Below are 24,893 nucleotides of genomic sequence, written 5' to 3'. Positions count from 1 at the left end.
GAGGCCGGCCATGGCCGTGACCGCTGAGGACGTACTGGAAATCCGCTTCACCCCCGCCTCGCTCGGCGCGAAGGGATACCACGAGATCGAGGTCGACGCGTTCCTGCACCGGGTGGCGCAGACCCTCGAAGGGGAGGACCGGCTGACCGCGGACGACGTGCACCGCGTCGCCTTCGGCAGGGCGCCACTGGGCAAGCGCGGCTACGACCGTGCGGCGGTGGACGCCTTCCTGCGCCAGGTGGAAAGCACGCTGGCCGCACGGGCGGATTTCGCCCGTGCGTACATCGCACCGGCGCTGGAGGACTCGCACGGCCGCAAGTCCATCTGGCGACGCCTGCGCAGCAACGCCTGAGCCTGTCCGGAGACATCCCCGGGACGTACGCCGGCCGTCGACAGCGTTGACCGAGTACTCCCGGATCGGTTGTGCCGTAAGCGATTCGCTGGTGTCGGTCAGTTCCACATGCCGGTGCCGGGGGTCAGGATCCGGTCCGGGTCGGTGCGATCCTTGACGGCGGCAAGGGTGTCCCAGTGCGTGCCGTAGTGCTCGCGCCACTCGGCCGCGGTGAAGGTCGGCGGGCTGATCGGGTACTGGGTGGCGCCGCTGCGGCGGAGCCGGTCGTAGATGTCGCGGTTGCGGCGTTCCCAGGTGGCGAGCCCGTCGGTCTGCTTGTCGACGTCGGAGTGCAGGACGGCGATCAGCCACGCGGTGCCGGCCTCGGGCAGCCGGATACCGGGAGTGGTGACCTTGCCGGTGGGGATGGGGTAGGTGAGCAGGGCGCCGGTGCTGCCCATGTTCTGCGGGGTCAGCTCGGCGAGGACGGCGGGCAGTTCGGCGTCGACGATCGCGTCGGGCAGGTACAGGTTGAGCCAGGGATGCGGGGCCCAGTAGTCCCCGCTCTGGTGGCGCAGCTCCATCACGGGCGCGACCCGGTCGGCGAAAGCGCTGTAGGGCAGGGTGTCGCTGGTGATCTCGGTGGCGTGGACGTCGCCGAGGATGTCCGGGGTGACGTCCTCGGGGACGTCGGTGAAGAAGACCGCGTCGATGCTCCAGATGAAGGTGCCGGTGTCGTCGAAGGCGCCGAGGGCTTGCAGGAACGAGGGTGTGCCCGCGGCCAGCAGTGTGCGCTGGCCGGCGATCATGGCGGCGGTGTCGGTGTAGGCGAGGTGGAACCACTTCGCGTGGTTGAAGGCGGGCACCAGGCGCACGGTGGCGCGCACGATGATCCCGACCTGTCCGATCCCGGCACGCGCCGTGTCGAACAGCTCCCGGTCCCGCGTCGGAGAACAGGTCACCAGTTCGCCGGTGCCGGTGACGACCTCGAGGGCCAGCACGTTGTCGGTCTGCATGCCGTGGTGCAGCGCCATGCCTCCGACGCCACCGACGGAGAGGGTGCCACCGACGGAGGTGTGCAGGTAGTCGGTGAGCGCGGGCGGGGTGAGTCCGTGCGCGGTGGTCGCGGCGAGCACCTGGTGCCAGGTGGCGCCGGCACCGACCCGCACCCGGTCCGGTTCCACGGCGCCGATGTCGTCGAGATCGCCGAGGTCGATCAGCAGGCCGTCCTCGACCAGTCCGTGCCCGTTCATGCCGTGCCCGCGCCCACGCGCGGCGACACCGATGCCCTCGCCGCGCGCGCCGCGTACGAGCTCGGCGACCTCCTCGACGGTGGACGGGCGGGCTACCCGGCGGGGCATGCGGTGGACCGTGCGACCGAAGTCGTGGCTTTCCCAGGGGCGGGTCAGGGCGCCATCCGCCGCGGATCCGCTGTCGTGCGCTGCCATGCGATTCGCTGCTCCTCGGTGCTGGATCCGTTGCCCGTGCACGTTTCCCACCGCCGGATCTCGTCGGCGCGCGGGGCGTTCAGGTCGTCGAGGTCGTTCGGGTCGCTCGGACGTACCCGCGAGCCGGGGCCTAACCGGCGGCCGCGCCGTTGATCCGCTCGGCGAACTGCGTGGCCGTGGCCGCGCGCTTCACCTTGCCCGACGGCGTCTTCGGCAGCGTTCCCGCGGGGAGCACGACGACGGCGTAGGGGCGGGCGTCCACGGCGTCCCGGACGCGGGCGGACACCTCCTTCACCAGCCTGCGCTCCTCGCCCGCGTCGCCCGCCGCCTTGGACTCCAGCACCACGGCGAAGCGTTCGCGCCTGCTGCCCGCGTCGATGCGGACGGCCACGGCGTTGCCGGGACGCACCCCGTCCACCGAGGTCGCCGCCCGCTCGATGTCGGTCGGGTACAGGTTGCGGCCGCCCATGATGATGACGTCCTTGCTGCGACCGCAGATCACGAGCTGCCCGTCGACGAGGTAGCCGAGGTCGCCGGTGGCCAGCCAGCCCTCGGCGTCCTGGGTCGCCAGCGGGCCGTCCATCGTCAGGTAGCCGGGCGTGACGGCCTCGCCGCGCAACCGGATCTCGCCGACCTGCCGCTCACCGAGCCGGTCACCACGCGCGTCCACGATCTCGGCTTCCAGACCGGGCAGCGGGTGCCCGAGCAGCGCGAAGGAGCGCACCTCGTCGGTGCCTCGCCGCGGATCGCCCTCGGGCACCGGGACGGCCCGGTTCTCCGACTCCAGCGGATCGGCCTCGATGACGTCCAGGGTCAGGCCGGTGAACAGCGGCGCGAAGGAGACGGCCAGCGTCGCCTCCGCCATGCCGTACGCCGGGAACACGCACTCCGGTGGCATCTTGAAGCGGGCACCGGCGTCGGTGAAGGCCTGGACGGCGGACTCGTCGATGGGCTCGGCGCCGTTCAGCGCGATGCGCAGGCTGGACAGGTCGTAGTCGTCGTCGGAGTCGACGCGGGCAAGCCTGCGCCCGACGATGGCGTAGGCAAAGTTGGGGGCTGCCGTCGCCGTGCCGCCGTACTTGGTGATCAGCTTCGGCCAGATCAGCGGGCCGGTGAGAAACTCGACGGGGGTGATCTTGACGAGTTCGACGCCGAAGATCATCGGCACGGTGAGGAAGCCGACCATGCCCATGTCGTGGAAGGTCGGCAGCCAGGACACCATCACGTCGGTGTCGAAGTCGAACTCGGCCTGCTCCACCATCGCCGTGACGTTGGCGAACAGGTTGCGGTGGGTGATCCGCACGGCTTTGGGGTCGGCGGTGGAACCACTGGTGAGCTGGAGCAACGCGGGCGCGTCCTCCTCGGACGGCACCGGCGCGGCGATCGGCTCGGCGCCGAGCAGCTCGGAGATCAACAGGTAGCCGATGCCGTGCTCGGTGAGCACCGGTGCGAGCGCGTCGAACGGCTCGCCCAGCACGACGAGTTCGGAACCGATCATCCGCAGCACCCGCACGGTGTCCTCGGCCCATTCGGCGAGGTCGGTCCGCTGCGTCGGCTGGTGCAGCATGGTGACGCTGCCGCCGGCGAGCCAGACGCCCTGCACGGTCGGCGCGATCAGGGCGGGAGCCGCCGCGAGCACCGAGACCGCGCCCCCGGCCTCGAATCCGCCACCGGCCAGGCCGCCCGCGATCCGGCGGGCCTGTTCGTGCACCTCGGCCCAGGTGCGGCGGACGGGTTCGCCCGGCTCGCCCGTGACCATCCCACGCTGCCGACCGTCTGCCGTCGCCGAAGCGACCATCGTGTCCACGAACCGACTCATGCGGCAACTGTAAAGGGTGCGGCGAACCGGCCCGCCGCTCGTCACCACCTGGCCCGCACCCGGTGCCCGGCCACTGCCGTCGAGGCGATCACGCCGACGAGGTTCCGCCCGCCCGGCGGACGGTCGCGGTCAGCCGGTCACTCGGCGGCTTCGGAGACTTCCAGCCAGCGCAGTTCGATCTCGTCCTTCTCCGCCACCACGGCCTTGAGCTCGGCGTTGAGCTCCATCAACCGACCAGGGTCGGTGGCCGCCAGTGCGAGCGCGTCGTGCAGCTTCGACTCCTTGGTGTGCAAGGTGTCCAGCTTCCGCTCCAGCCTGGCGAGTTCCTTCGACGCGGCCCGCTTCTCCGCCGCCCCTGCCCTGCGTCCGTCCTGTTCGGACGGACGCGCCGATGGCCGCTCCGAACGCTGGGAACGGCCGGGAGCCTGGACCGCCGCCGCACGGCGGCTCAGATACTCCTCGATTCCCCCTGGCAGGTGCGTGATCTTGCCGTCGCCGAGCAGCGCGACCACGTTGTCGCAGACGCGCTCGGTGAGGTACCGGTCGTGCGAGACCACCACCAGCGTTCCCGGCCAGGAGTCGAGCAGGTCCTCGAGCTGCTGCAGGGTGTCGATGTCCAGGTCGTTCGTCGGCTCGTCGAGCAGCAGCACGTTCGGTTCGGCCATCAGCAGCCGGACGAGCTGCAACCGCCTGCGCTCACCGCCGGAGAGGTCGGCCACCGGCGTCCACTGTCGCGCGGGCGGGAACCCGAGCTTCTCCGCGAGCTGGGAGGCGGACAGTTCCTGCTTGCCGAGCACCACCCGTCCGGCGATCGCCTCGACGGCCTGCAACACGCGCAGGTCACCAGGCAGATCGTCGAGTTCCTGCCGAAGATGCGCCAGGCTGACGGTCTTGCCCTGGATCCGCCTGCCCGCCACCGGTTCGGCCTCACCGGCGAGCAGGCGCAGCAGGGTCGTCTTGCCGGAACCGTTCACACCGACCAGGCCGATCCGGTCGCCGGGGCCGACCCGCCAGGTGACGTCGTCGACCAGCGTCCGATCGCCCGCAGCCAGCGACACGTCCTCCAGCTCCAGCACCGTCTTGCCGAGCCTGCGCCGGGCGAAGCTGAGCAGTTCCACCGAATCACGGGGCGGCGGGACGTCGGAGATCAGCGCCTCGGCGGCCTCGATCCGGTAGCGCGGCTTGGAGGTCCGCGCCTTCGCCCCGCGCTGCAACCAGGCCAGTTCCTTACGTGCCAGGTTCTGCCGCTTCTCCTCGACGGTCGCCGCGAGCCGGGCACGTTCCGCGCGGGCGAACACCCAGTCCGCGTAGCCGCCCTCGTACTGCTCGACGCGCCCGCCGACGACCTCCCAGGTACGTCCGCAGACGGTGTCCAGGAACCACCTGTCGTGCGTGACGACCACGACCGCGATCCGGCGGTTCAGCAGGTGCTCGGCCAGCCAGTGCACACCCTCGACGTCGAGGTGGTTGGTCGGCTCGTCCAGGACGACCAGGTCCAGCTCGGCCACCAGCGCGGCGGCCAGCGCGACGCGCCTGCGTTCCCCACCGGAGAGCGTGGACGTCGTCGAGTCGAGGCCCAGCGCCGAGATACCCAGACCGTCCACAATGGAACGAACGCGGGCGTCGGCCGCCCACTCGTGCTCCATGTCGTACCCGGCCAGCACGACTTCGCCGACCGTGCTGCCGGCCGGGAGTTCGGTGCGCTGGGTGACCACGGCCATCCGCAGGCCGCCGACCCTGCTGACCCTGCCGGAGTCGGGTGCGCTGACCCCGGCGAGCACCTCCAGCAAGGTGGTCTTACCGCCACCGTTGAGGCCGACGACGCCGATGCGGTCGCCCGCGGCCACGCCGAGGGAGACACCGTCGAGCAGCGGTCGCACCCCGTAGGACTTGTCGACCGATTCCAGGTTGACCAGGTTCACCATCTACGGGCCGACTCTTTCCACCACTCGAAAACGTTGCAACACAACGACTGTGTCGTCATCCACGGTGAAATCCGGGTCGCCGAGCGCGGCCCGCATCTGCTCTCCGTGCCAGTACCGCTCGTGCCCGGCCCGCCACTGCGCGACCGTCTCGAACCCCTCGCCCTCGTCCCGCGCGTGCGCCAGGTCCACTTCGGACAGTGCGACGACCCGTGCCGCGGTGGTCTCGATGACGGCGACACCACGGCCCGTCGAGTCGACCACCCGCTCCCGTTCGCCCGCCACCGGCAGCTTCTCGCCGTACCGCTCGTACTCGGCGACCAGACCACTCGTGGACGTCTTGGCGCCGGCGAGGATCGCCGCGACGAGCTGGTCACGCAACGGCCCCGGGAAGGCGAACTCGGCGTCGTTCACGCGTGCACCTGCGGTGGAGCGGACCGCGGCGACTCCTCGCCGCCCACCACCCTGGCACCGGGCACCGGACCGTGCGCAACCCGCACCGTGCGGCAGACCCCGGCGCCCGCGAGCGAGGCGGCCACCTCGACGGCCGACTGCGCCCCGTCGCAGAGGAAGGCGCAGGTCGGGCCGGAACCCGACACCGTCCCGGCCAGCGCCCCGGCGTCCACCCCCGCGCGCAGGGTACGGCGGAGACCGGGCCGCAGGGACACGGCGGCGGCCTGCAGGTCGTTGCCCAGCAGCAGGGCGAGCTGACGCGGATCGCCCGAGGCGAGCGCCTCGACGACGGGCGTGTGCGAACCGATCCGCGGCGGATCGCCCGCCTCGCGCAGGCGGTCGAGTTCGCGGAACACCGAGGGCGTCGACAGGCCCTTCTGGTCGAGGGCGAGCACCCAGTGGAACGGGTGCCGGGAGAGCACCTGGACGAGCCGTTCGCCCCGGCCGGTCCCGAGTGCCGTGCCGCCGTACAGCGCGAACGGCACGTCGCTGCCGAGCTTGGCGGCGATCCCGGCGAGTTCGTCCCGGCCGATCTCCAACCGCCACAGTGCGGCGAGCCCGACCAGGGTGGCGGCGGCGTCGGCACTGCCGCCCGCCATTCCGCCGGCGACCGGGATTCCCTTGCGCAGGGCCACCCGGATCTTCGGCTCGGGCCGTCCGACGTGCGCGGCCAGTGCCTGCACCGCCCGCCAGGCGAGGTTGTTCGCCCCCGTTGGCACCACGCCCTCGCCCTCGCCGTAGACCTCCACGCCGGGGTCGTCGCTCGTGGCGACCGTGACCTCGTCGGTCAGCGAGAGCGCGTGGAAGACCGTGGCCAGCTCGTGGTAGCCGTCATCGCGCAGGTCACCGACGGCGAGATGCAGATTGATCTTCGACGGCACCCGGACGGTGACTGGTGGCGGGACTACGGCGAGCACCCGACCAGCCTACGTTGCCCACCGGCGGCACGTGCGCGAGGCGCGAACCTCGTCACCTGCACGGATCGCGTCCGGCACGGCCCCGCCCCGACGATCCGGGCGGGGCCGTGGGCAACCGGTGTACGGGCAGCTCAGGCGGACCAGGAGGCTCAGGCGGCGACGCCCTGCGGGCCGCGGGCGGTGTGCGTGACGTGGCCGCCACGCTCGGAGATCCAGGCCAGCGCCACGTCCGAACGCTCGCCGCGCAGGCCGAGGCGGAAGTGCGCGACGGGGGTCTCGCCGACCCTGGTCACGCCGCCGCCGATGGTCGCCACCTCGACGCCGAAGCGGCTGCCCGCCTCCGGCAGCAGCGAACCGATCGCGGCGAAGCCGACCAGGACCACGTCGACCGAACGCTCGTACCGCGCGGACTGGGCGCGGGTGGTCTCGATTGCGGGCAGCAGGGCCTGCGCGGTGCGGCTGGTGGGATCGGACAGCAGGCCGAGCAGGGAACCACTCTCCACCAGGGCGCCGCGCTCCAGCACGGCGAGATCGTCGCAGACGCGGCGAGCGATGCCCGCCTCCTGCGTCGTCAGCAGCACCGTCACTCCCAACTCGGCACGGGCACGGTCCAGCGCCTGCAGCACACCGCCGGTCTCCTCCTCGGCGATCGCGCCGGTCGCGTCGTCGGCCAGCAGTACCGGCGCGCCCGTCGCCAGCGCCCTGGCCACGGCGATGCGCCTGCGCTGCCCCTCGGTCAACTCGCTCGGGCGCAAGGCGGCGCCACGGGCGAGGCCGACCAGGTCGAGCAGGGTGCCGACGCGCTCGCGTCGCTGCGGGGCGTCCAGGCCGAGCTGTTCCAGTGGGACCGCCACATTGCCGGCCACGGTGCGCTCGTTGTGCAGTTCCGGACGTGCGGTGACCACGCCGACCTGCCTGCGTGCCTCGCGCAGCCTGCGCCCCTGGAGCGTGGCGGTGTCCAGGCCGTCCAGCCGGACGGTTCCCCGGTCGGGACGCTCGTCCAGAGCGACGCACCGGGCGAGGGTCGACTTGCCGGAACCCGCGGGGCCCACCACGCCGTACATGGCGCCCGCCGGGATCCGGAGGCTCACGTCCCGCAGGGCGGTGACGGCTGAGCCCTTGCCTGCGAAGGATTTGCTGACGTTCTCTACTGTGATCACGGGTACTCCTGGGAAGGGCGCGGCCAGATCGTGGGCGCGCCGACCGTCACCGGGTGACCGTCCTATGTGGACTCGAAGACCACGGACGATTCGGCTGAGAAGGGGACTACTGCTCGAAACTCAGGTGCGGGCGTTGTGACGTCGACACGCACTGACGGTGCGGCGACCCTCGTCGACGACTCGGCGCCTGGTGAGCATTCGGGACCGGTACACAGTTCCTCCATCGGTCCTGGCGGTAGCACCTGCCCCGAAGGGTGGTTGCTGCGGCGTCGTCGAGCCAGGTCTCTCGGCCGCTCAGGATGGCCTCATGAGTACAGCGCAACGGCGAGCCGTATGCAAGTCCCGGGCCGCGAGCTTGGCCGAGATCACACGGTCGGCGGCGTCTCCCGGGCACCCTGCGGGCACGGCGCCTCGCGGGCGGCGGCGATCCGGGTGAAGTCCTCGACGGTGAGCCGCTCCCCCCGCGCCCGAGGGTCGACCCCGGCGGCGACCAGAATCTCGCCCGCCCGGTCGGCCGAACCCGCCCAGCCGGCCAGCGCGGCACGCAGGGTCTTGCGCCGCTGGGAGAAGGCGGCGTCAACGGCGGCGAACACGGCGACTCGCTCGCTCTCGGCACGCTGCCCGGCGCGCTCGAACGCGACCAGGGCGGAGTCGACGTTGGGCACCGGCCAGAACACCGCGCGCGGCACCGGCGCGACCTTGCGGGCGTTGCCGTACCAGGCGAGCTTGACGCTCGGCACGCCGTAGACCCGGCCGCCCGGTCCCGCGGCCATCCGGTCGGCCACCTCGGTCTGCACCATCACCATGCCGGTGCGCAGCGAGGGCAGCTCGGCGAGCAGGTGCAGCACGACGGGCACCGCGACGTTGTACGGCAGGTTCGCCACGATCGCCGTCGGGGCTCGCGGCAGGTCGGCGGCGGCGAGCCGGAGCGCGTCCGCGGTCAGCACGGTGAGCCGGCCGGCCGCGGACCCGCCGCGCTCGGCGACGGTCTCCGAAAGCCTGCCCGCCAGCACCGGATCGATCTCGACGGCCACCACGTCCGCACTGGAGCCGAGCAGCCCGAGCGTCAGTGAGCCGAGGCCGGGGCCGACTTCCAGCACCACGTCACCGGCACCGACCCCGGCCAGGTCCACGATGCGCCGGACGGTGTTCGGATCGTGCACGAAGTTCTGCCCGAGCTTCTTCGTGGGCCGGACGTCGAGCTCCCCGGCCAGCGCGCGGATCTCCGCGGGGCCGAGCAGCCGGACGTCGGGGGCAGCGGTCACCGGCAGAGCCTAGCGAGCCGTCACCGGGACGCCGGGGGCGGTCGTCAGCGCGGCAGGCCGAGCTTGCTGGAGCAACCGGGCCACGCGCCGTAGCCACCGCGGTCGTCACGGACCTTGGTCGCGATCGCGATCTGCTGCTCACGGGAGGCCTGGTGCGGCATCGCGGCGTAGGCGTCACCGCCGTAGGAGTTCCAGGTCTGCTTGTCGAACTGCAGGCCGCCGTAGAAACCGTTGCCGGTGTTGATCGCCCAGTTGCCGGTCGCCTCGCACTGCGCGAGTCGGTCCCAGACGCCCTCGTCGGAGATCTGCGGCTGCTCCGGCTCCTTGGTGCCGACGCGCACGACCTTCTTCGTCGGCTCCTTGACGACCTTGGTCTCGATCTCCTCGCGCCCGACCTCTTCGTCGTTCTTCTTCGTGACGCGGAAGGTGACGATCTTCTCGCCGGGAAGGCCCTCCTCCTCGACCTTCTCCTCGCCCTGCTCCATCTCCGGGTCCTCGATCTCCTCGACCGGGGACTCGATGGGCTGGGTCTCGTTGATCACCGAGACGCCGGTGCGGCTGACCCGCACCTCGGCACCGTCGGTCAGCTTGGCGTCCAGGCCGCTCTCGGCCTTGTCCTCGGCGCCGAGCTGCAGGTTGAGCTCGCCCAGGAGCTCCTGCGTGGTGAGCGCGTTGGTGGACAGCTCACGCGGGGCCTGACCGCCGTCGTAGAGCGTGATGGTCTTGAGGGTCTTGATCTCCAGCGTCATGCCCTCGAGGGGCACGGCGCCGTTCTGCGGGGCGGAGAACCAGGTGCCCTGCTTGGTCAGCAGGTCCTGCATGCCGAGCTGGGTCAGCGCCTCGTCGACGCTGGTGGCCCGCACCCACGACTCGCGGGGGGCACCGTCGACGATCACGTTGAGCTGGCGGCCGCGCTCGAGCTTGATGACGCCGCCGTCGCCGACCTCGGCCTGCGGGGACGGGGAGAGCGAGTCGTGCGCGCCGACCGTCAGGCCGGCGTCCTCCAGCACCTCGCCGACGGTGTCGCCGTAGCTGTTGACGCTCTGCTCGGTGCCGTCCACGTTGACCGTGACGGACTTGTTCATCGCCATCGCCGCGGCACCGCCGCCGGTGAGGGTGATCAGCACGGCCAGCGCCGCACCCTTGAGGAAACGCTTCTTCCACGTTTTCGTGGCGGTGACGAGCTCGTCCTCGGGCTCGACGTCGGCCAGCGCGGCGCGCTCGGCACGGACGGAGTCCGGAACGCGGATCGCGGGCATCACGGTGGTCTCGGCGTTGATCAGCCGGATCAACTCGTCGACGTCGACGTCGGCCTCGGCCATCAGGGCGTCCGCGTCGGAGCCCAGCGCGGTCATCACGTCGTGCCCGGTGATGCGCGGGTCGGCGGAGTACTCGTTGTAGCCCGAGTAGTCGTAGTCGTCGAAGTTCGGCCGCTCCATCGTGGCCAGCGAACCGGAACGGTACGAGGAACCGAACATGTCGAACGAAGAGTCATGGCGCGCGTCGGTGCGCCACTGCCTATCAGTCACCGGGTAGATCCCTTTCGCACAGGCACGAATGCCTTCACGTCAACACGCACGTTCCGCACATGTCTTTCGAGACCCGCAGCCAGCGCCATCCCCGCGACCCGGGCCGACTACTCCCGGTACCGCTTTCCCCGACGCGCACTGACGTGACTGTGGGCGTACCGGTCTGGTCTGCGTGATCCGCGGATCAACCGGCACGGTCACGGGACCGTAACGGACCCTTAGGGGTTGCGCAAACACGACCCGCGATCTCGTGACCTTCATCACTTCACGGCCGGCCGATCGGTGTAGACCAATCGTCGCAATGCGTTCAAGGCGAGGTGACAACGGGCAACCGGAATACGCGTTCGGCGTTCACCCTTGCCGCTTCCGCGACCTCTTCCGCGGACTGTCCCCGCAGCTCAGCGATGCCCCGCACGGTATAGGCGGCGCAGTACGGCTCGTTCGGCCTGCCCCGGTGCGGGTGCGGCGTCAGGAAAGGCGCGTCGGTTTCCACCAGGAACTGGCCGGACGGCACGAAACGGGCCGCGTCGTGCAGCCCGGACGCCTTACGGAACGTCACCGTGCCGGCGAACGACAGCACGAAACCCCTGTCCACGCATCGTCGCGCGAAATCCTCGTCGCCGGAGAAGCAGTGGAAGACGACGTCCTCCGGCGCGCCCTCCTCGTCGAGTACACGCAGGATGTCCTCGTGCGCCTCGCGGTCGTGGATCATCAGCGGCTTGCGCAACCGCTTCGCCAGGTCGATGTGCCAGCGGAACGCCTCCCGCTGCGCGTCCGGCGGCGAGTAGTCCCAGTAGTAGTCCAGGCCCGTCTCGCCGATCGCCACGATCCGCTCACCGGCGGCCAGACGCTCCACTTCGGACTGTTCGGCCGGGCCGAAATCCTTGGTGCGCGTGGGATGTATGGCGACGGCCGCCCAGACGCGATCGTCCCAAGTGGACGCCTGCGCGGCCCAGCGGGCGGCGTCGAGGTCATCGGCGATGGTCACCACCCGGGTCACGCCGACCGACTCGGCGCGATCGACGATCTCGGCGACGTCGGCGGCCGTCTCGGCCCCGCACGCCTCCAGGTGGGTGTGCGAGTCGACCGTCGGCACACCCAGCGGCTCGGGCAGCGGCGGACGGCCGCGCTCCTGCTTGCTCATGTCGGAAGTCCTCACCGGACGCGCGGGGCGGCACCGGTGAACCGGTACCGCCCCGCGATCCTGCTGCTATCGCTCGATCGGGGCCCACTCCGGGCCGGTCTCGCCCAGCTTCGCGTCCAGCTTGGCGAACAACGGGGTCGGCTTGTCCAGCTTGCGGCCCACCTCCACCGGCGTGGACTCCCAGCGCGCCTGCTCGCTCGCGTAGTCCCCGGTGATGATCGGGTTGACCCGCCCGGGGATGTCCAGGTCGTCCACTTCCCGCAGTTCCGGCTGTGCCGCCCAGATCCCGCTCGCACCCAGCGCCTCGTGCACCTTCTGCGCCGAATGCGGGAGGAACGGGGTGAGCAGCGTGTTCGCGTCGGACACGACCTGCAGCGCCGTGTGCAGCACGCTGTCGCGGCGTTCGGTGTCCTCCTTGAGCTTCCACGGTTCCTGGTCCGAGAGGTACCGGTTCGCCGCCGTCACCACGCGCATCGCCTCGTTCGCGGCGGCCTTGAACCGGGACCGCTGCAGGTGCCCGCCGACGGTGCCGAAAGCCTTGCGCGACAAGGCCTTGAGCTCCTCGTCGGCCTGCTTCGGCGCGGCCGGACGGGGAATCTCGCCGTTGTTTTTGAACGCCATCGACACCGAGCGGTTGACCAGGTTGCCCCACTCGTTGGCGAGCTCGGAGTTGGTGCGGCGGACGAACTCGTCCCAGGTGAAGTCGCTGTCCTGCGTCTCCGGCCCGGCGGCGGCGATGAAGTACCGCAGGGTGTCCGGCCCGAACTCACGCAGGAAGTCGTTGACGTAGATGACGGTGCCGCGCGAAGTGGAGAACTTCGAACCGCTCATCGTCAGGAACTCGCTGGAGACGATCTCGTCCGGCAGATTCAGCGCGCCGTACGGTCCCGGCTCGCCACCGCGGTCGCCCGCACCGTTGTGACCGAGCAGGAACGTCGGCCACAACTGGGCGTGGAAGGTGATGTTGTCCTTGCCCATGAAGTAGTACGAGCGGGCGTCCTCGTTGTTCCACCACTGCTTCCAGGCGTCCGGGTCACCGGAACGGCGGGCCCACTCGACGCTGGCGGAGAAGTAGCCGATCACCGCGTCGAACCAGACGTAGAACTTCTTCAGCGGCTGGTTGCTCCAGCCGTCCAGCGGGATGGTCACACCCCAGTCCAGGTCCCGGGTGATCGGGCGGGGACGCATGTCGTCCACCAGATTCCTGGTGAAGTTCAGAACGTTCGGCCGCCAGTCGGTCTTGGTGGACAGCCACTTGCCGAGCGTCTCGGTGAACGCGGGCAGGTCGAGGAACAGGTGCTCGGTCTCGACGAAGGTGGGCGTCTCGCCGTTGATCCGCGACTTCGGGTTGATCAGGTCCGAGGGGTCGAGCTGGTTGCCGCAGTTGTCGCACTGGTCGCCGCGCGCGCCGTCGTAGGAGCAGATCGGGCAGGTGCCCTCGATGTAGCGGTCGGGCAGAGTGCGCCCCGTCGACGGGCTGACCGCGCCGCGCGTCGTCTTCGGCACCACGTAGCCGTTCCGGTGCAGGGCAAGGAATATCTCCTGCACGACGGCCGAGTGGTTGCCCGTCGTGGTGCGGGTGAACAGGTCGTAGGACAGACCGAGGCCCTGCAGGTCCTGGCCGATCTGGCGGGTGTACTTGTCGGCGGTCTGCTGCGCCGTCAGGCCCTCCTTGTCCGCCTGGACCATCATCGGCGTGCCGTGCTCGTCCGTCCCGGAGACCATGAGCACGTTGTTGCCGGCCATTCGCTGGTAGCGCGAGAAGACGTCGGAGGGAACCCCGAACCCGGATACGTGGCCGATGTGGCGGGGGCCGTTGGCATAGGGCCAGGCCACCGCGGTCAACACATTAGTGCTCATGCCTGTTTAGCCTACGGAAGCCGTCTCGTGCATTGTTACCAGGGAGAGTTCCACCCGACCCGCGTGACGAACCCCGGTGCGAGGAGGCCAAGGTGTCGGCGACGAGACTGATGGTGCTGGGCGTCGTGCGGATGGTCGGGCGGACCCACGGTTACCAGGTCCGCCGCGAGCTGCTGTCGTGGAACGCCGACAAGTGGGGCAACATCAAGCCGGGCTCGATCTACCACGCGCTACGGAAGCTGACCGCCGACGGCCTGCTGCGCGAGGTCGACATCGAAGCGGGCTCGGGCCCGGAGCGGACCGCGTACGAACTCACCGAGGACGGTGAGCGCGAGTTCTTCGACCTGCTCACCACGATGCTCTCGGACGCGCGTAACGACGTCCACAGCGCGCCGGAACTGCAGGCGGCGCTGGTGTTCATCACGACGCTGCCGCGGAAGATGGCCGTCAGCCTGCTCGCCCACCGGCTGACCAAGCTCAGCGGTTACCGCCTCAACGTGCTGGACACGATGGAGCGCAGCACGGAATGGGGGCATCCCGAGCACGTGCTCTCGCTGTACCGCCTCTGGCTCGGCCAGCTCGACGCCGCGATGACGTGGACCTCGGACCAGGTCGAACGTCTGGAGAACGGCGAGCTGACGATGGCCGACGACACGGCCCAGCCCTTCGGCTCCCCCTCCCCCACCTGACCCAGCCACCCCGTGTCGGGCCCTACGGCACCCCGTGTCGGGCGGTGGGGCACCCCGTGTCGGGCCCTACGGCACCCCGTGTCGGGCTCTACGGCACCCCGTGTCGGGCGGTGGGGCACCCCGTGTCGGGCGATACGGCACCCCTGTGGGAAACGAGACTTCGAGGGGCTTTGCTGAGCGCTCGCGGACGAAGCCGTGCGCGCACCACTGCGCCCAGACGCACGACACGGCATGCCAGAACGCACGACACAGGGTGCCGAAGAGCACGACACGACATGCCAGAACGCACGACACGGGGTGCTGGGGCGCGCGACACGGGACTGGGCATGGGTCAGCTTGACCGAAAAGGGCTGGTAATCAAGTTTGACTAGCCGGCGGCGTTGGGGCATTCTTCGACCCGACGGCTAGTCAAACTTGAACCCATTGGAGTTTCCATGATCAAGGCACGCGGTCTCGCGCGGAGCTTCTCCGCCCGTGGCCGCACCGTCGACGCCGTGCGCGGCGTGGACCTCGACGTCGGCGCCGGCGAACTCGTCGGCTTCCTGGGCCCGAACGGTGCGGGCAAGACGACGACCCTGCGAATGCTGACCACCCTGTTGCGCCCGACCTCGGGCGAGGCGACGGTCGCGGGCCGTGACCTGCTCGCCGACCCGTCCGGGGTACGCGCCCGGATCGGATACGTTGCCCAGGGCGGCGGCACCGGAGCCGACTGCAAGGTCGCCGAGGAGATCGAACTCCAGGGCAGGCTGTACGGGCTGTCCAAGGCCGAAGCGCTGCGCCGGGGCGGCGAGCTGAGCGAACGGCTCGACCTCACCGGGCTGGGCGATCGGCTCACCAAGACCCTCTCCGGCGGGCAGCGCCGCAGGCTGGACATCGCCCTCGGCCTGATCCACTCCCCCGGACTGATCTTCTTCGACGAACCCACCACCGGCCTCGACCCGCAGAGCCGGGCCAACCTGTGGGAGCACATCCACCGACTGCACGCCGATCACGGCGTGACCGTCTTCCTGACGACGCATTACCTCGACGAGGCGGACGCGCTGTGCGACCGGATCCTGGTGATCGACAACGGCGAACTGGTGGCCGAGGGCAGCCCGGACTCGCTGAAGGCACGGGTCTCGGGCGACGCCGTGGAAGTAGGCACGCAGCCGGATCAGGTCGCCGCGGCGGCGGCCATCGCCCGGGACCTGCCCGGCGCGCACGAGGTCACCGAGCTCCCGGGCCGGGTGCGTTTCCGTGTGCCTCGCGGGAACACCGCGACGCCGACGCTGTTGCGGGCGTTCGACACGGCGGGAATCGCCGCGACGTCGATGGAGGTCCGGCGGCCGACTCTGGACGACGTCTTCCTGACGCTGACCGGCCGCAGCCTGCGCGACGCCGAGACCGCACCGAACGAGGAGACCGCCGATGTTGCGTGACGCCTGGCTGATCTTCCGGCGGGACATCACGCTCTCGCTGCGCAATCCCGCGTGGATCGCGATCGGGCTGTTGCAGCCGATCCTCTACCTGTTCCTGTTCGGCCCGCTGCTGGAACCGATCATCGAAAGCACGCCGGGGTTCCCGGCCGGCAACGCCTGGGCGATCCTGACTCCGGCGCTGATCGTGCAGCTCGCACTGTTCGGCAGCATGTTCGTCGGCTACGCACTGCTGGCCGATCTGCGCAGTGGCGTGGTCGAACGGCTCAGAGTCACCCCGGCGAACCGGTTGTCGCTGCTGCTCGGCAAGGTCGTGGCGAACGCCCTGCAGACCGTGTTCCAGTCGGTGCTCATCATCGCGCTCACCCTGGTCGTGTTCGACCTGCAGGCGCCGCCGGGCGGGATCGTGCTGTGCCTGGTGATCGCGACACTGCTGGCGATCGCGCTGACCTCGGCCTCGTACGCGCTCGCCCTGCGGATGAAGAGTGAGGAGGCGTTCTCCGGAACTCTGCAGACCGTGCTGATGCCGGTGCTGCTGCTGTCCGGGATCTTTCTGCCGATCACCACCGGACTGGCACCCGACTGGCTGTACACGATCTCGCGGATCAACCCGTTCACCCACATCGTGGACGCGGGCCGCGCCACGTTCCGCGGGGACCTCGGCAGCGACGCCCTGTTCACCGGAGGCGTGGTCCTGCTGGTGCTGACCGCGATCTGCCTGTGGTGGGGCGCGCGGACGTTCCAGCGCGACAACGCCTGACCGCGCCCGGGGTGTCCGGTTCCCCTGACGCCGCGGAACCGGACACTCCGCTACCGGAAACACTTCGTGATCGCCTATTCGCCCGTATGGTGGCTTGCACGAACTGATCGCAATTCCTGCACTGACTGCAAGCCGAGGGCGGATGATTGACCGAGCCGGACCCCGAACAGGGCATCAACCTCTCCCACCATGAGACCGTTCCCGACTGGAAGGCGATGCGCGCCGGCGGCGTGCTCTTCGCCAGTGTGACCGTGTCCGAGGGAATGAACTGGAGTGATCCGGCGGCGAGCAGGCAGGCCGTCGAGGCCCGGCGCGCCGGGATACACACGGGGGCCCGGCACTGCGCACGCCCCAGCGCCGTGCACGAGCAGGCGACGCACTTCGTGCGGACGGGGGAGCAACTGGACGCGTTCGCGCCGGGATCGCTGGCACCGGCGCTGGACGTCCGCTTCGAGGGCGTGGACGACCGGTTCATCCGGGGCTGGATCAAGGCGGTCCGTCGCGCGGCGAAAGTCCAGCGCGTGCTCATCTACGCGGACTTCGAGCAGTGGGCCCATCGCCTGCACCCGGACAAGTGGGCTGACAGCGAAGTCGTGCTGTGGCTGACCAGGCACAACGGCATTCCGGGACGGCCCGGATGGTTTCATTCGCGGCTCGGTATCCACCAGCACGACGCGGGGCCGGGCGGTGCCGTCGGCCACGACTCGATCGTCTACCCGTTCACGCTCGCCGACATGCTGCTGTGAACGTCCGGTGCCCCTCGCTGGTAAAAGGGGGCACCGGACGGCGCGGCCGGGCGCCGCGCCGTTCGGGTTCGGTCGAGCGGCAAGGTCACCAGCCGCCGCCACCACCGCCGCCGCCACCGCCACCGGAGCTACCGCCCGAGCCGGAGCCGCCATCGGAATCCGAACCGCTGTCCGAGTCGCTGCCGCTGCCGGAGTCGCTGTCGCTGTCGCTGCTTGAGTCGGAACCGGAACCGCTGTCACTGCTCGAACCGGAGCCGCTGCCCGAACCGGAGCCGCTGCCCGAATCGGAGTCGCTGCCCGCGCCCGAATCGGAGTCACTGCCGGAGTCGGAACCGGAGTCCGAGCCCGAGTCGCTGCCGGAGCCGGAGCCGGAACTGCTGTCACTGCTCGAACCGGAGTCGCTGTCCGAGCCGGAATCACTGTCCGAACCCGAACCCGAGTCGCTGGCCGAACCCGAGTCGCTGTCATTCGAACCGCCATAGCCACCGGAGTCCGCGTCGCTGCCCGAGTCCGTGTCGCTGCCCGAGTCCGTGTCGCTGCCGCCATAGCCACCGGAGTCCGAGTCCGTGCCGGAGTCGGACTCGGTGTCACTGCCGCCGTAACCGCCCGAGTCCGTATCCGAGTCGGGGCCGGAGGAGTCGGAGGAGCCGTAGGAGCCGGAATCGGTACCGCTGCCCGAGTATCCGGCGTTGCCCTCCGGACCGTCACCGACGTCCGTGCTCGACGGATCCGTGTCGTTCTGGTTCGGCGTCGAATCCGACGAGTCCGAGATCCCGTCACCATCCCGATCCGACTCCCCGCCGGACGCCCCACCCAGCGAACCACTGAACGAACCCGAGTCGGAGCCGTGGGAGTCGGAGCCGTAGGAACCGGAATCGGTACCGCTGCCCGAGTATCCGGCGTTGCCCTCCGGACCGTCACCGACGTCCGTGCTCGACGGATCCGTGTCATTCTGGTTCGGCGTCGAATCCGACGAGTCCGAGATCCCGTCACCATCCCGATCCGACTCCGCACCGGACGCCCCACCCAGCGAACCACTGAACGAGCCGGCGTCCGAGTAACCGGGGTTGCCCTCCGGACCGTCACCGAGGTCGGTGCTCGACGGATCGGTGTCGTTCTGGTTCGGGGTCGCGTCGTCCTTGTCGGCGATACCGTCGCGGTCCTTGTCGGGATGCGCCGACCAGCCGCCGGACGCGTATCCGGGGTTGCCCTCGGGGCCGTCACCGAGGTCGGTGCTCGACGGATCCGTGTCGTTCTGGTTCGGCGTCGCGTCGCGGGAGTCGGAGATCCCGTCGCCGTCCGCGTCCATGAAGCCGCCGTCGACCTCGTCCGGATCGACCGGCCCTCGCTCGGCGGCCGCCGCGTCCGCCGCCGCCTGCTCGTCGGCCTCCCGCTGCACGGCCTCGGGACGGTTCTGCTCCATCCACGAGGCGGTTTCCTTCGCCTGCTCGATCTGGCTCTGCCGCAGGGACTCCAGCGCTTCGGCGACCGAGACGGGTTCAGGCTGCGACCACATGTCGAAGTCCTTGTTGACCGACACGGAGAGGCTGCCGCCGAGCAGTCCGGAGAACCAGCCGCGGCCCACCTCGGCGTCGGCGGCACCCGGTGCGGTGCCCTTCATCTCGGGCATCGGGCCGTCGTCCACGGAGATCGAACCGCCCGGCAGGTCGACCTCGATCCCCGGCACGTCGGGCAGGTCGTGGGTGACGTTGCCGAGTCCGTCGATCTGGATGCCGCCGCTGGCGGAGATCCCGACACCGTTGGCCTTCAGGCCGCCGCTGCCGGTGATGCCGCCGCTGACCGTCCCGTCGAAGGACACGTTGACCTCGCCCTTCACCGAGGCCTCGCCGATGTCCTCCTGGCCGATCTTGCCGTTGACGGCCGCGTTGAGGCCTTCCTCGGGGGCGGCGATGCCGGTGAACTGGGGGGCGGCGGGCTCACCGACCTTGAGGCCCGCGCCGACGTGCAGGGTTCCGCTGTACGGGTCGTAGGCGACGATGCCGGTGCCGCTGACGCCGGAACGGACGGGGACGTCGCCCTGCACACCGATCGCGCTCGGCCCGGGCGAGTTCTCGAAGAACGATTCGCCGCGCGCTTTCATCTCACCGACGACCTGATCCCGGCGTGAATCGTCGATACCGGGGTTCGCCAATTCATTTCCGAGTTCGCTGCGTGTCATCGATTCGACGTCTCGCGGTGACTCCGCGTAACTCGCGCCCGGTCCGACCACCAGCACCAAGATCGCCGAGGCGCTGAGAACCTTCGCCCCGACGGTCGTTCGCCTGCCCATGCGCCACCAGCCCCATGTTCTGTTCCGGAAGGGTCCACGAATCGTGGACGGAACGAACATTAGCGCGATTCCCGGAGGTGGGTTGGAAAACAACCGGAATGGCCGATTGAGTGATATCCGGGTAACGATACGGCGTCAGCCGGACAATCGGGAGCGCATCAGGAAAACGTTGTACGGCCCCCATTGTGAGAGCAGGAAGCAGAGATCCGTGCCCTCGGAGAACCACGGGTGCAGGTAACCGCCGTAGAGGGCGGGGTATTCGGCGCCGGAGACCACCACCTGCCCTTCGGTCCACGGCCCGTGCAGCCGTTCGGCCATACGGAGCACTATCGCGCCGCGCGCCTCGTCCAGATGCATCGCCATCCACTGTCCGAAGTGGACGTTGTAGGCCACGGACAGCTCGCCGACGGGGCCGCTGAACACCGGTGCGGCGAGGAACTCGTCGCGCACCCAGCCGTTGCCCGTCCAGTACGTGTAGGCCCTGGCGTCGGCGACGGAGCCCGGATCGACGCGGGCCAGATGCGCGTCGCCGAACCGGCCGTTGGTGGTGCCGAGCAGGTAGACGTGGTCCTCGTCGCGGGTGAACGCCCCGATCTGGAACGGGTGGTCGCGTTCGGCGCGGTTGATCCAGCAGGCCCGCTCCGGCTTCGCCCAGGTGACGCCGCCGTCCCCGGACACGGCGATGCCCGCGTAGTTGGTGGTCCAGTGCCCTGGCCTGCCCCACTGCTTGACCGACATGTACTGCACGTACTGGGTGCCGTCCACCGCGATGCCCGCGTTCGGGATCACCGTGGCCTCGTCCCGGCGTCCGGGATCGCGGGCGATGACCTGGGTGGCCAGGCCGTCCGCGCCGGGAACGACCGCGTCGAGCACGAGGCCACCGGAGAGGTCCTGCCGTTCGCTGGTGAAGGCGAGTACGTTGCACCGCCAGTCGGCGTGGTCGGGCCCGCCGCCGTGGCCGCCCCAGCCGGGACCGTAGGTGTCGCCGAAGAGCACGAACACCCGGCCGTCGCCACCGTCCCACATGATGCCGAGGTCGGTCGCGTGGATGCCGAAGCGCTCGTCGGTGCGGCCTGCCGACCCGGCCCCGGTCACCCGGCCGACCCTGGTCGTCTCGATGACTCGAACCATGCCGTTCACGGTACGCATGGACACGCACGGGGCCGGGCAAGTGAGAATGACCCGATGCGGTTGATGCGCAGGTCGCTGCGCTCCGGGGTGGACGCGGGCGAGGCCCTGCTGCGGCTCGGCGAGCGCTCGTGTGATCTGGGGCTGGCCCCTCCCGCCGCGCTGTGCGGGGAGTGGTTCGGTTCCCGCGCGGTGCTGGCTCCCGCGCTCGCCGCGGTCCCGGTCGGCGCGGATGAAGCCCTCGCGATGTTCACCGGCCTGCCCGAGGTCGCCGGTGCGGTGCCGGGCGCGGTGGGCGGCGGCTGGTTCGGCTACCTGTCCTACGACCTCACCGATCCGTCGGGGCGGGCGGGTCCGCTGCCGGTCGCGGTGCGCGGCTGGACCGATCACGTGCTGCGCCTCGATTCCGGCGGCCGGTGGTGGTTCGAGGCGCTCGTCGCGGACGGGCAGCCGGATCCGGACACGCTGGCCGGTGACCTCGCGGCGCTGCTCGACGGACCGGCCGCCAAACGGGCGGGATGGACCCCGGTGCGGCTGCGCAGGCCGCCTGCCGAGGGCCACCGGCGGGCGGTACGGGCGTGCGTGGAGGCGATCGCGGCGGGCGAGCTGTACCAGGCGAACGTCTGCGCCCGGTTCGACGCGCCGTTCGACGGTGCGCCGATGGAACTGTTCGCCGAGGGCGCCGGACGGCTGCTGCCCCGGCGCGCGGCGTACCTGGAGGGCGACTGGGGCGCGGTGGCGTCGATGTCACCGGAGCTGTTCCTGGCCCGGCGGGGGGATCGGGTTCGCTCGACGCCGATCAAGGGCACCCTGCCGCGGCGCGGACCCGCCGACGACGGGCTCGCGCAGCGACTGCGCCGGTCGGCGAAGGACGTGGCGGAGAACGTGATGATCACCGACCTGGTGCGCAACGACCTGGGCCGGGTGTGCGCGGTGGGCTCGGTGCGCGTGCCGGAGCTGCTGCGGGTTCGCGCCGCGCCCGGCGTCTGGCATCTGGAGTCCACTGTGGAGGGACGAACGCTGGTGCCGGACACCGAACTGCTACGGGCGACGTTTCCGCCGGGATCGGTCACCGGGGCGCCGAAACTGCGGGCGCTCGACCTGATCGCCGAGCTCGAACCGGTGGCCAGGGGGGTCTACACCGGCGCGATCGGGCTGGCCTCGCCGGTGGCGGGGCTGGAGCTCAACGTCGCGATCCGGTCGTTCGAGCTTCACGCGGGCCACCTGCACGTCGGCGTCGGTGGCGGCATCACCGCGGGCTCCGATGCCGTGGCCGAGTGGGAGGAGTGCCTGCACAAGGCCGCACCGCTGGACGACCTGCTCGACGCGCCGCCCCGCTGAGCGGCGCACGGCCGTGCGGCGCAGCGTCAGGGGGAATCCTTGCGGGCGAGCAGGACCGCGTCGTAGAGCTCCTTCTTCGACACCCCGGTGGCCTCCGCGACCTCGGCGGCCGCGCTCTTGAGCCGCTCGCCCGCGTCGGCACGGGAACGGACCTCGGCCACCAGATCGGCCACGCGCACCTCCGGCGGCGCGGCGCCGTCGAGGACGACGGTGATCTCACCGCGTACGCCCTCGGCGGCCCAGGCCGCCAGCTCCGCGAGCGTTCCCCGGCGGCACTCCTCGTAGGTCTTCGTCAGCTCCCGGCACACCGCGGCCCGCCGGGCCGGCCCGAGTACCCGCACGGCGTCGTCGAGCAGGCTCCCCAGCCGGTGCGGCGACTCGAACAGCACCGTCGTCCTCGGCTCGGTCTCCAGGGCCGCCAGGAAGCGCTGCCGCTCGCCGGGCTTGCGCGGGGCGAACCCCTCGAAGCAGAACCGGTCCGAGGGCAGGCCGGACAGCGCGAGCGCCGTGGTCACCGCGGACGGCCCCGGCAGGCAGGTCACCGGCAGGTCCTCGGCGACGCAGGCGGCCACCAGGCGATAGCCGGGATCGGACACGCTCGGCATGCCGGCGTCGGTCACCAGCAACACCGTCCGCCCGTCGCGGATCGCGTCCAGCAGCCGTGGCAGGCGGGCGGTCTCGACGTCCTCGTAGAAGCTCACCAGCTTGCCCGTCATCGTCACCCCCAGCGCGGTGGCCAGCGAACGGGTGCGGCGGGTGTCCTCGGCGGCGATCACCTCGGCCTCCCCCAGGGCCGTGACCAGGCGCGCGGAGGCGTCCCGGGAATCGCCCAGCGGGGTGGCGGCGAGCACCAGCCCGCCGCGCTCGGTCGGGGTCTCGCGCCGGGTGCTCACCCCGGGAAGCCTAGGTGTAACGCCCGTGGCATCCGGCGGCGGCGCCGTACCGCGGGGACGCACCACGAACTCACGGCGGTACGCATAACATCGACGCCCGTGACCGCTCTGCTCACCCGCTCGTCCGGCGACGGCGTGCGTCCCGGCGGGGATGCCGTCCGGCCGCCGACCGATCGCGAGGCAACGCTGCTGGGCACCCCCATGCCCGCCGACCGGCTGCGCGGCTGGATCGTCACGATCACCCTCGTCGTCATCGGCGGCTTCCTGCGCCTGCAGAACCTGGGCTTCCCGACCGACAAGGGTGCCCCGGTCTTCGACGAGAAGCACTACGTACCGCAGGCGTGGCAGATGCTGCGCAACGGCGGCTACGAGGACAACTACGGTTACGAACTCGTCGTCCACCCACCGGTGGCCAAGCAGCTCATCGCGATCGGCGAGTGGCTCTTCGGCTACAACGGCTGGGGCTGGCGCTTCACCGCCGCGATCGCGGGCGCGCTGATCATCCTGCTGGTCGTGCGCATCGCCCGCAGGCTCACCCGCTCGACGCTGCTCGGCGGCATCGCGGGCGTGCTGGTGATCTGCGACGGCGTGCTGCACCTGCAGTCCCGCACGGCGATGCTGGACATCTACATCGCCGTCTTCGTGCTCGCCGCGTTCGGCTGCCTGCTGCTCGACCGGGAACAGGTGCGCGGCAGGCTCGCCGAGGCCGTTCGCGAGGGCTGGGTGAACGAGACCCCCTTCGGGCCGAGGCTCGGCTTCCGCTGGTGGCGCTTCGGCGCGGGCGTGCTGCTCGGTATCACCACCGGCGTCAAGTGGTCCGGCATGTACTACGTCATCGCGTTCGGCCTGCTGTGCGTCGCGTTCGACGTCGCGGCCCGGCGCGCCGCGGGGGTGGCCAGGCCGTGGGTCGGCATGCTGCGCCGCGACCTGCTACCCGGGATCTGGGCGATCGGCGTGGTCGCCGTGCTCGTCTACCTGAGCACCTGGTGGGCGTGGTTCGCCAGCGAGACGGCCACCGACCGGCATCTGGTGGAGATCGACGGCATGGCGTCCGGGCCGTTCGGTTTCGTGCCGGAGGCGTTGCGCTCGCTGGTCGGCTACACGTTCAACGTCCTCGACTTCCACTCCGGTCTCTCCACCCCGGACGGCGACCCGCACCCGTGGGAGTCGAAGCCGTGGACGTGGCCGATGGGGCTGCGGCCGATGCTCTACTACTACGAGTCCGGTACCTCGGCGACGGGCTGCGGGCAGGCGGAGTGCGTCCGCGCGACGATGCTGATCGGCACCCCGGCGATGTGGTGGCTTGCGCTGCCGGTGCTGGCCTGGGGTGCGTGGCGGTCGATCTTCCGGGCGGACTGGCGCTACGCCGCGGTGCTGGTGGCCTACCTGGCGGGACTGCTGCCGTGGTTCGTCAACCTCGACCGCCAGATGTACTTCTTCTACGCCACGCCGCTGGCCCCGTTCCTGATCCTCGGGCTGACGCTGGTTCTCGGGCAGATCCTCGGCAGATCCGGCGTCGGGTTCGAGCGCCGGGGCACCGGTCTGCTCGTCGTCGCGCTGTACGTGGGCCTGGTGGTGGCCAACTTCGCCTGGCTGTGGCCGGTCCTCAACGGTGACTCGATCACCACCGAGCACTGGCAGTCCGAACTCTGGTTGCCGTCCTGGCGCTGACCGCCCGCTCAGCACGCGGCCCGGCCACCCGGGCGGCGGCCTGTCCGTTCTGTCCGGTGGACAGGTTTCCCGTCGTGATCCCCGGGTATCGGCCCTGACCAGGTAATCCGAC

General features: G+C 70.6%; 20 protein-coding genes and 1 riboswitch. Of the genes, 7 read left to right on the top strand and 13 right to left on the bottom strand.

What is annotated here, in order from left to right:
- Nucleotides 1-10: 10 nt before the first annotated feature.
- Nucleotides 11-352 (top strand): DivIVA domain-containing protein, encoded by a 342-nt coding sequence (locus CFN78_RS08250; RefSeq protein WP_094862042.1) that lies wholly within the window; start codon nucleotides 11-13, stop codon nucleotides 350-352.
- Between the two features lie 98 nt (nucleotides 353-450).
- On the opposite strand, the gene CFN78_RS08245 is transcribed toward CFN78_RS08250, so the two are convergent.
- The 10 genes from CFN78_RS08245 to metG form a co-directional block, all read right to left on the bottom strand.
- A complete protein-coding gene (locus CFN78_RS08245; RefSeq protein ID WP_094862041.1) occupies nucleotides 451-1,779 on the bottom strand; it encodes an FAD-binding protein in 1,329 nt (442 codons plus the stop codon).
- Nucleotides 1,780-1,909: 130 nt separating this feature from the next.
- Nucleotides 1,910-3,598: a fatty acyl-AMP ligase gene (locus CFN78_RS08240; RefSeq protein WP_094862040.1), complete on the bottom strand. Its 1,689-nt coding sequence runs from the start codon at nucleotides 3,596-3,598 to the stop codon at nucleotides 1,910-1,912.
- Nucleotides 3,599-3,735: 137 nt separating this feature from the next.
- Complete coding sequence (locus CFN78_RS08235) at nucleotides 3,736-5,523, bottom strand: ABC-F family ATP-binding cassette domain-containing protein (protein WP_094862039.1); 1,788 nt, start codon at nucleotides 5,521-5,523, stop codon at nucleotides 3,736-3,738.
- On the bottom strand, nucleotides 5,524-5,934 hold the full coding sequence (locus CFN78_RS08230) for an ASCH domain-containing protein (RefSeq protein WP_094862038.1): 411 nt from the start codon (nucleotides 5,932-5,934) through the stop codon (nucleotides 5,524-5,526).
- A complete protein-coding gene (locus CFN78_RS08225) occupies nucleotides 5,931-6,890 on the bottom strand; it encodes a 4-(cytidine 5'-diphospho)-2-C-methyl-D-erythritol kinase (protein ID WP_094862037.1) in 960 nt (319 codons plus the stop codon). The genes CFN78_RS08230 and CFN78_RS08225 overlap by 4 nt, the downstream gene beginning before the upstream one ends.
- A 149-nt stretch (nucleotides 6,891-7,039) precedes the next feature.
- Complete coding sequence (locus tag CFN78_RS08220) at nucleotides 7,040-8,050, bottom strand: methionine ABC transporter ATP-binding protein (protein ID WP_094862036.1); 1,011 nt, start codon at nucleotides 8,048-8,050, stop codon at nucleotides 7,040-7,042.
- A gap of 217 nt (nucleotides 8,051-8,267) precedes the next feature.
- Nucleotides 8,268-8,356: riboswitch (SAM riboswitch) on the bottom strand.
- Nucleotides 8,357-8,415: 59 nt separating this feature from the next.
- On the bottom strand, nucleotides 8,416-9,315 hold the full coding sequence (rsmA, locus tag CFN78_RS08215) for a 16S rRNA (adenine(1518)-N(6)/adenine(1519)-N(6))-dimethyltransferase RsmA (RefSeq protein ID WP_240519334.1): 900 nt from the start codon (nucleotides 9,313-9,315) through the stop codon (nucleotides 8,416-8,418).
- Between the two features lie 44 nt (nucleotides 9,316-9,359).
- The gene (locus tag CFN78_RS08210) at nucleotides 9,360-10,754 is read right to left on the bottom strand and encodes a resuscitation-promoting factor (RefSeq protein ID WP_240519354.1); all 1,395 of its coding nucleotides are present in this window, start codon (nucleotides 10,752-10,754) and stop codon (nucleotides 9,360-9,362) included.
- Nucleotides 10,755-11,151: 397 nt separating this feature from the next.
- On the bottom strand, nucleotides 11,152-11,988 hold the full coding sequence (locus CFN78_RS08205) for a TatD family hydrolase (RefSeq protein ID WP_094862034.1): 837 nt from the start codon (nucleotides 11,986-11,988) through the stop codon (nucleotides 11,152-11,154).
- Between the two features lie 66 nt (nucleotides 11,989-12,054).
- Nucleotides 12,055-13,848: a methionine--tRNA ligase gene (gene metG, locus CFN78_RS08200; RefSeq protein ID WP_205660461.1), complete on the bottom strand. Its 1,794-nt coding sequence runs from the start codon at nucleotides 13,846-13,848 to the stop codon at nucleotides 12,055-12,057.
- Between the two features lie 92 nt (nucleotides 13,849-13,940).
- Between metG and CFN78_RS08195 the strand changes: the two genes are divergently transcribed.
- The 4 genes from CFN78_RS08195 to CFN78_RS08180 all read left to right on the top strand — a co-directional run bounded on the left by CFN78_RS08195 (nucleotide 13,941) and on the right by CFN78_RS08180 (nucleotide 17,458).
- Nucleotides 13,941-14,537 (top strand): PadR family transcriptional regulator, encoded by a 597-nt coding sequence (locus CFN78_RS08195; RefSeq protein WP_094862032.1) that lies wholly within the window; start codon nucleotides 13,941-13,943, stop codon nucleotides 14,535-14,537.
- Nucleotides 14,538-14,971: 434 nt separating this feature from the next.
- A complete protein-coding gene (locus CFN78_RS08190; protein ID WP_094862031.1) occupies nucleotides 14,972-15,955 on the top strand; it encodes an ATP-binding cassette domain-containing protein in 984 nt (327 codons plus the stop codon).
- Nucleotides 15,945-16,712, top strand: coding sequence for an ABC transporter permease (locus CFN78_RS08185; protein WP_094862030.1), 768 nt, complete (start codon nucleotides 15,945-15,947; stop codon nucleotides 16,710-16,712). Before CFN78_RS08190 ends, CFN78_RS08185 begins: the two co-directional genes overlap by 11 nt.
- A 146-nt stretch (nucleotides 16,713-16,858) precedes the next feature.
- Nucleotides 16,859-17,458, top strand: coding sequence for a GH25 family lysozyme (locus tag CFN78_RS08180; protein ID WP_094862029.1), 600 nt, complete (start codon nucleotides 16,859-16,861; stop codon nucleotides 17,456-17,458).
- Nucleotides 17,459-17,543: 85 nt separating this feature from the next.
- On the opposite strand, the gene CFN78_RS08175 is transcribed toward CFN78_RS08180, so the two are convergent.
- Complete coding sequence (locus CFN78_RS08175) at nucleotides 17,544-19,748, bottom strand: hypothetical protein (protein WP_094862028.1); 2,205 nt, start codon at nucleotides 19,746-19,748, stop codon at nucleotides 17,544-17,546.
- A gap of 135 nt (nucleotides 19,749-19,883) precedes the next feature.
- Nucleotides 19,884-20,879 (bottom strand): DUF4185 domain-containing protein, encoded by a 996-nt coding sequence (locus CFN78_RS08170; RefSeq protein ID WP_094862294.1) that lies wholly within the window; start codon nucleotides 20,877-20,879, stop codon nucleotides 19,884-19,886.
- 54 nt (nucleotides 20,880-20,933) lie between these two features.
- On the opposite strand from CFN78_RS08170, the gene CFN78_RS08165 reads away from it, so the two are divergent.
- On the top strand, nucleotides 20,934-22,217 hold the full coding sequence (locus CFN78_RS08165; RefSeq protein ID WP_094862027.1) for an aminodeoxychorismate synthase component I: 1,284 nt from the start codon (nucleotides 20,934-20,936) through the stop codon (nucleotides 22,215-22,217).
- 26 nt (nucleotides 22,218-22,243) lie between these two features.
- On the opposite strand, the gene rsmI is transcribed toward CFN78_RS08165, so the two are convergent.
- Nucleotides 22,244-23,110, bottom strand: coding sequence for a 16S rRNA (cytidine(1402)-2'-O)-methyltransferase (gene rsmI / locus CFN78_RS08160; protein WP_094862026.1), 867 nt, complete (start codon nucleotides 23,108-23,110; stop codon nucleotides 22,244-22,246).
- A 99-nt stretch (nucleotides 23,111-23,209) separates the two neighbouring features.
- Here rsmI and CFN78_RS08155 point away from each other — a divergent pair, with 99 nt between their 5' ends.
- A complete protein-coding gene (locus tag CFN78_RS08155; protein ID WP_094862025.1) occupies nucleotides 23,210-24,781 on the top strand; it encodes a dolichyl-phosphate-mannose--protein mannosyltransferase in 1,572 nt (523 codons plus the stop codon).
- Nucleotides 24,782-24,893: the final 112 nt, after the last annotated feature.

Origin of the sequence: Amycolatopsis antarctica, from assembly GCF_002262875.1 — a bacterium.
Taxonomy (GTDB): domain Bacteria; phylum Actinomycetota; class Actinomycetes; order Mycobacteriales; family Pseudonocardiaceae; genus Amycolatopsis; species Amycolatopsis antarctica.
Note: the sequence above shows the minus strand (reverse complement) of the source record. Positions and strands in the feature narration are given on the sequence as shown.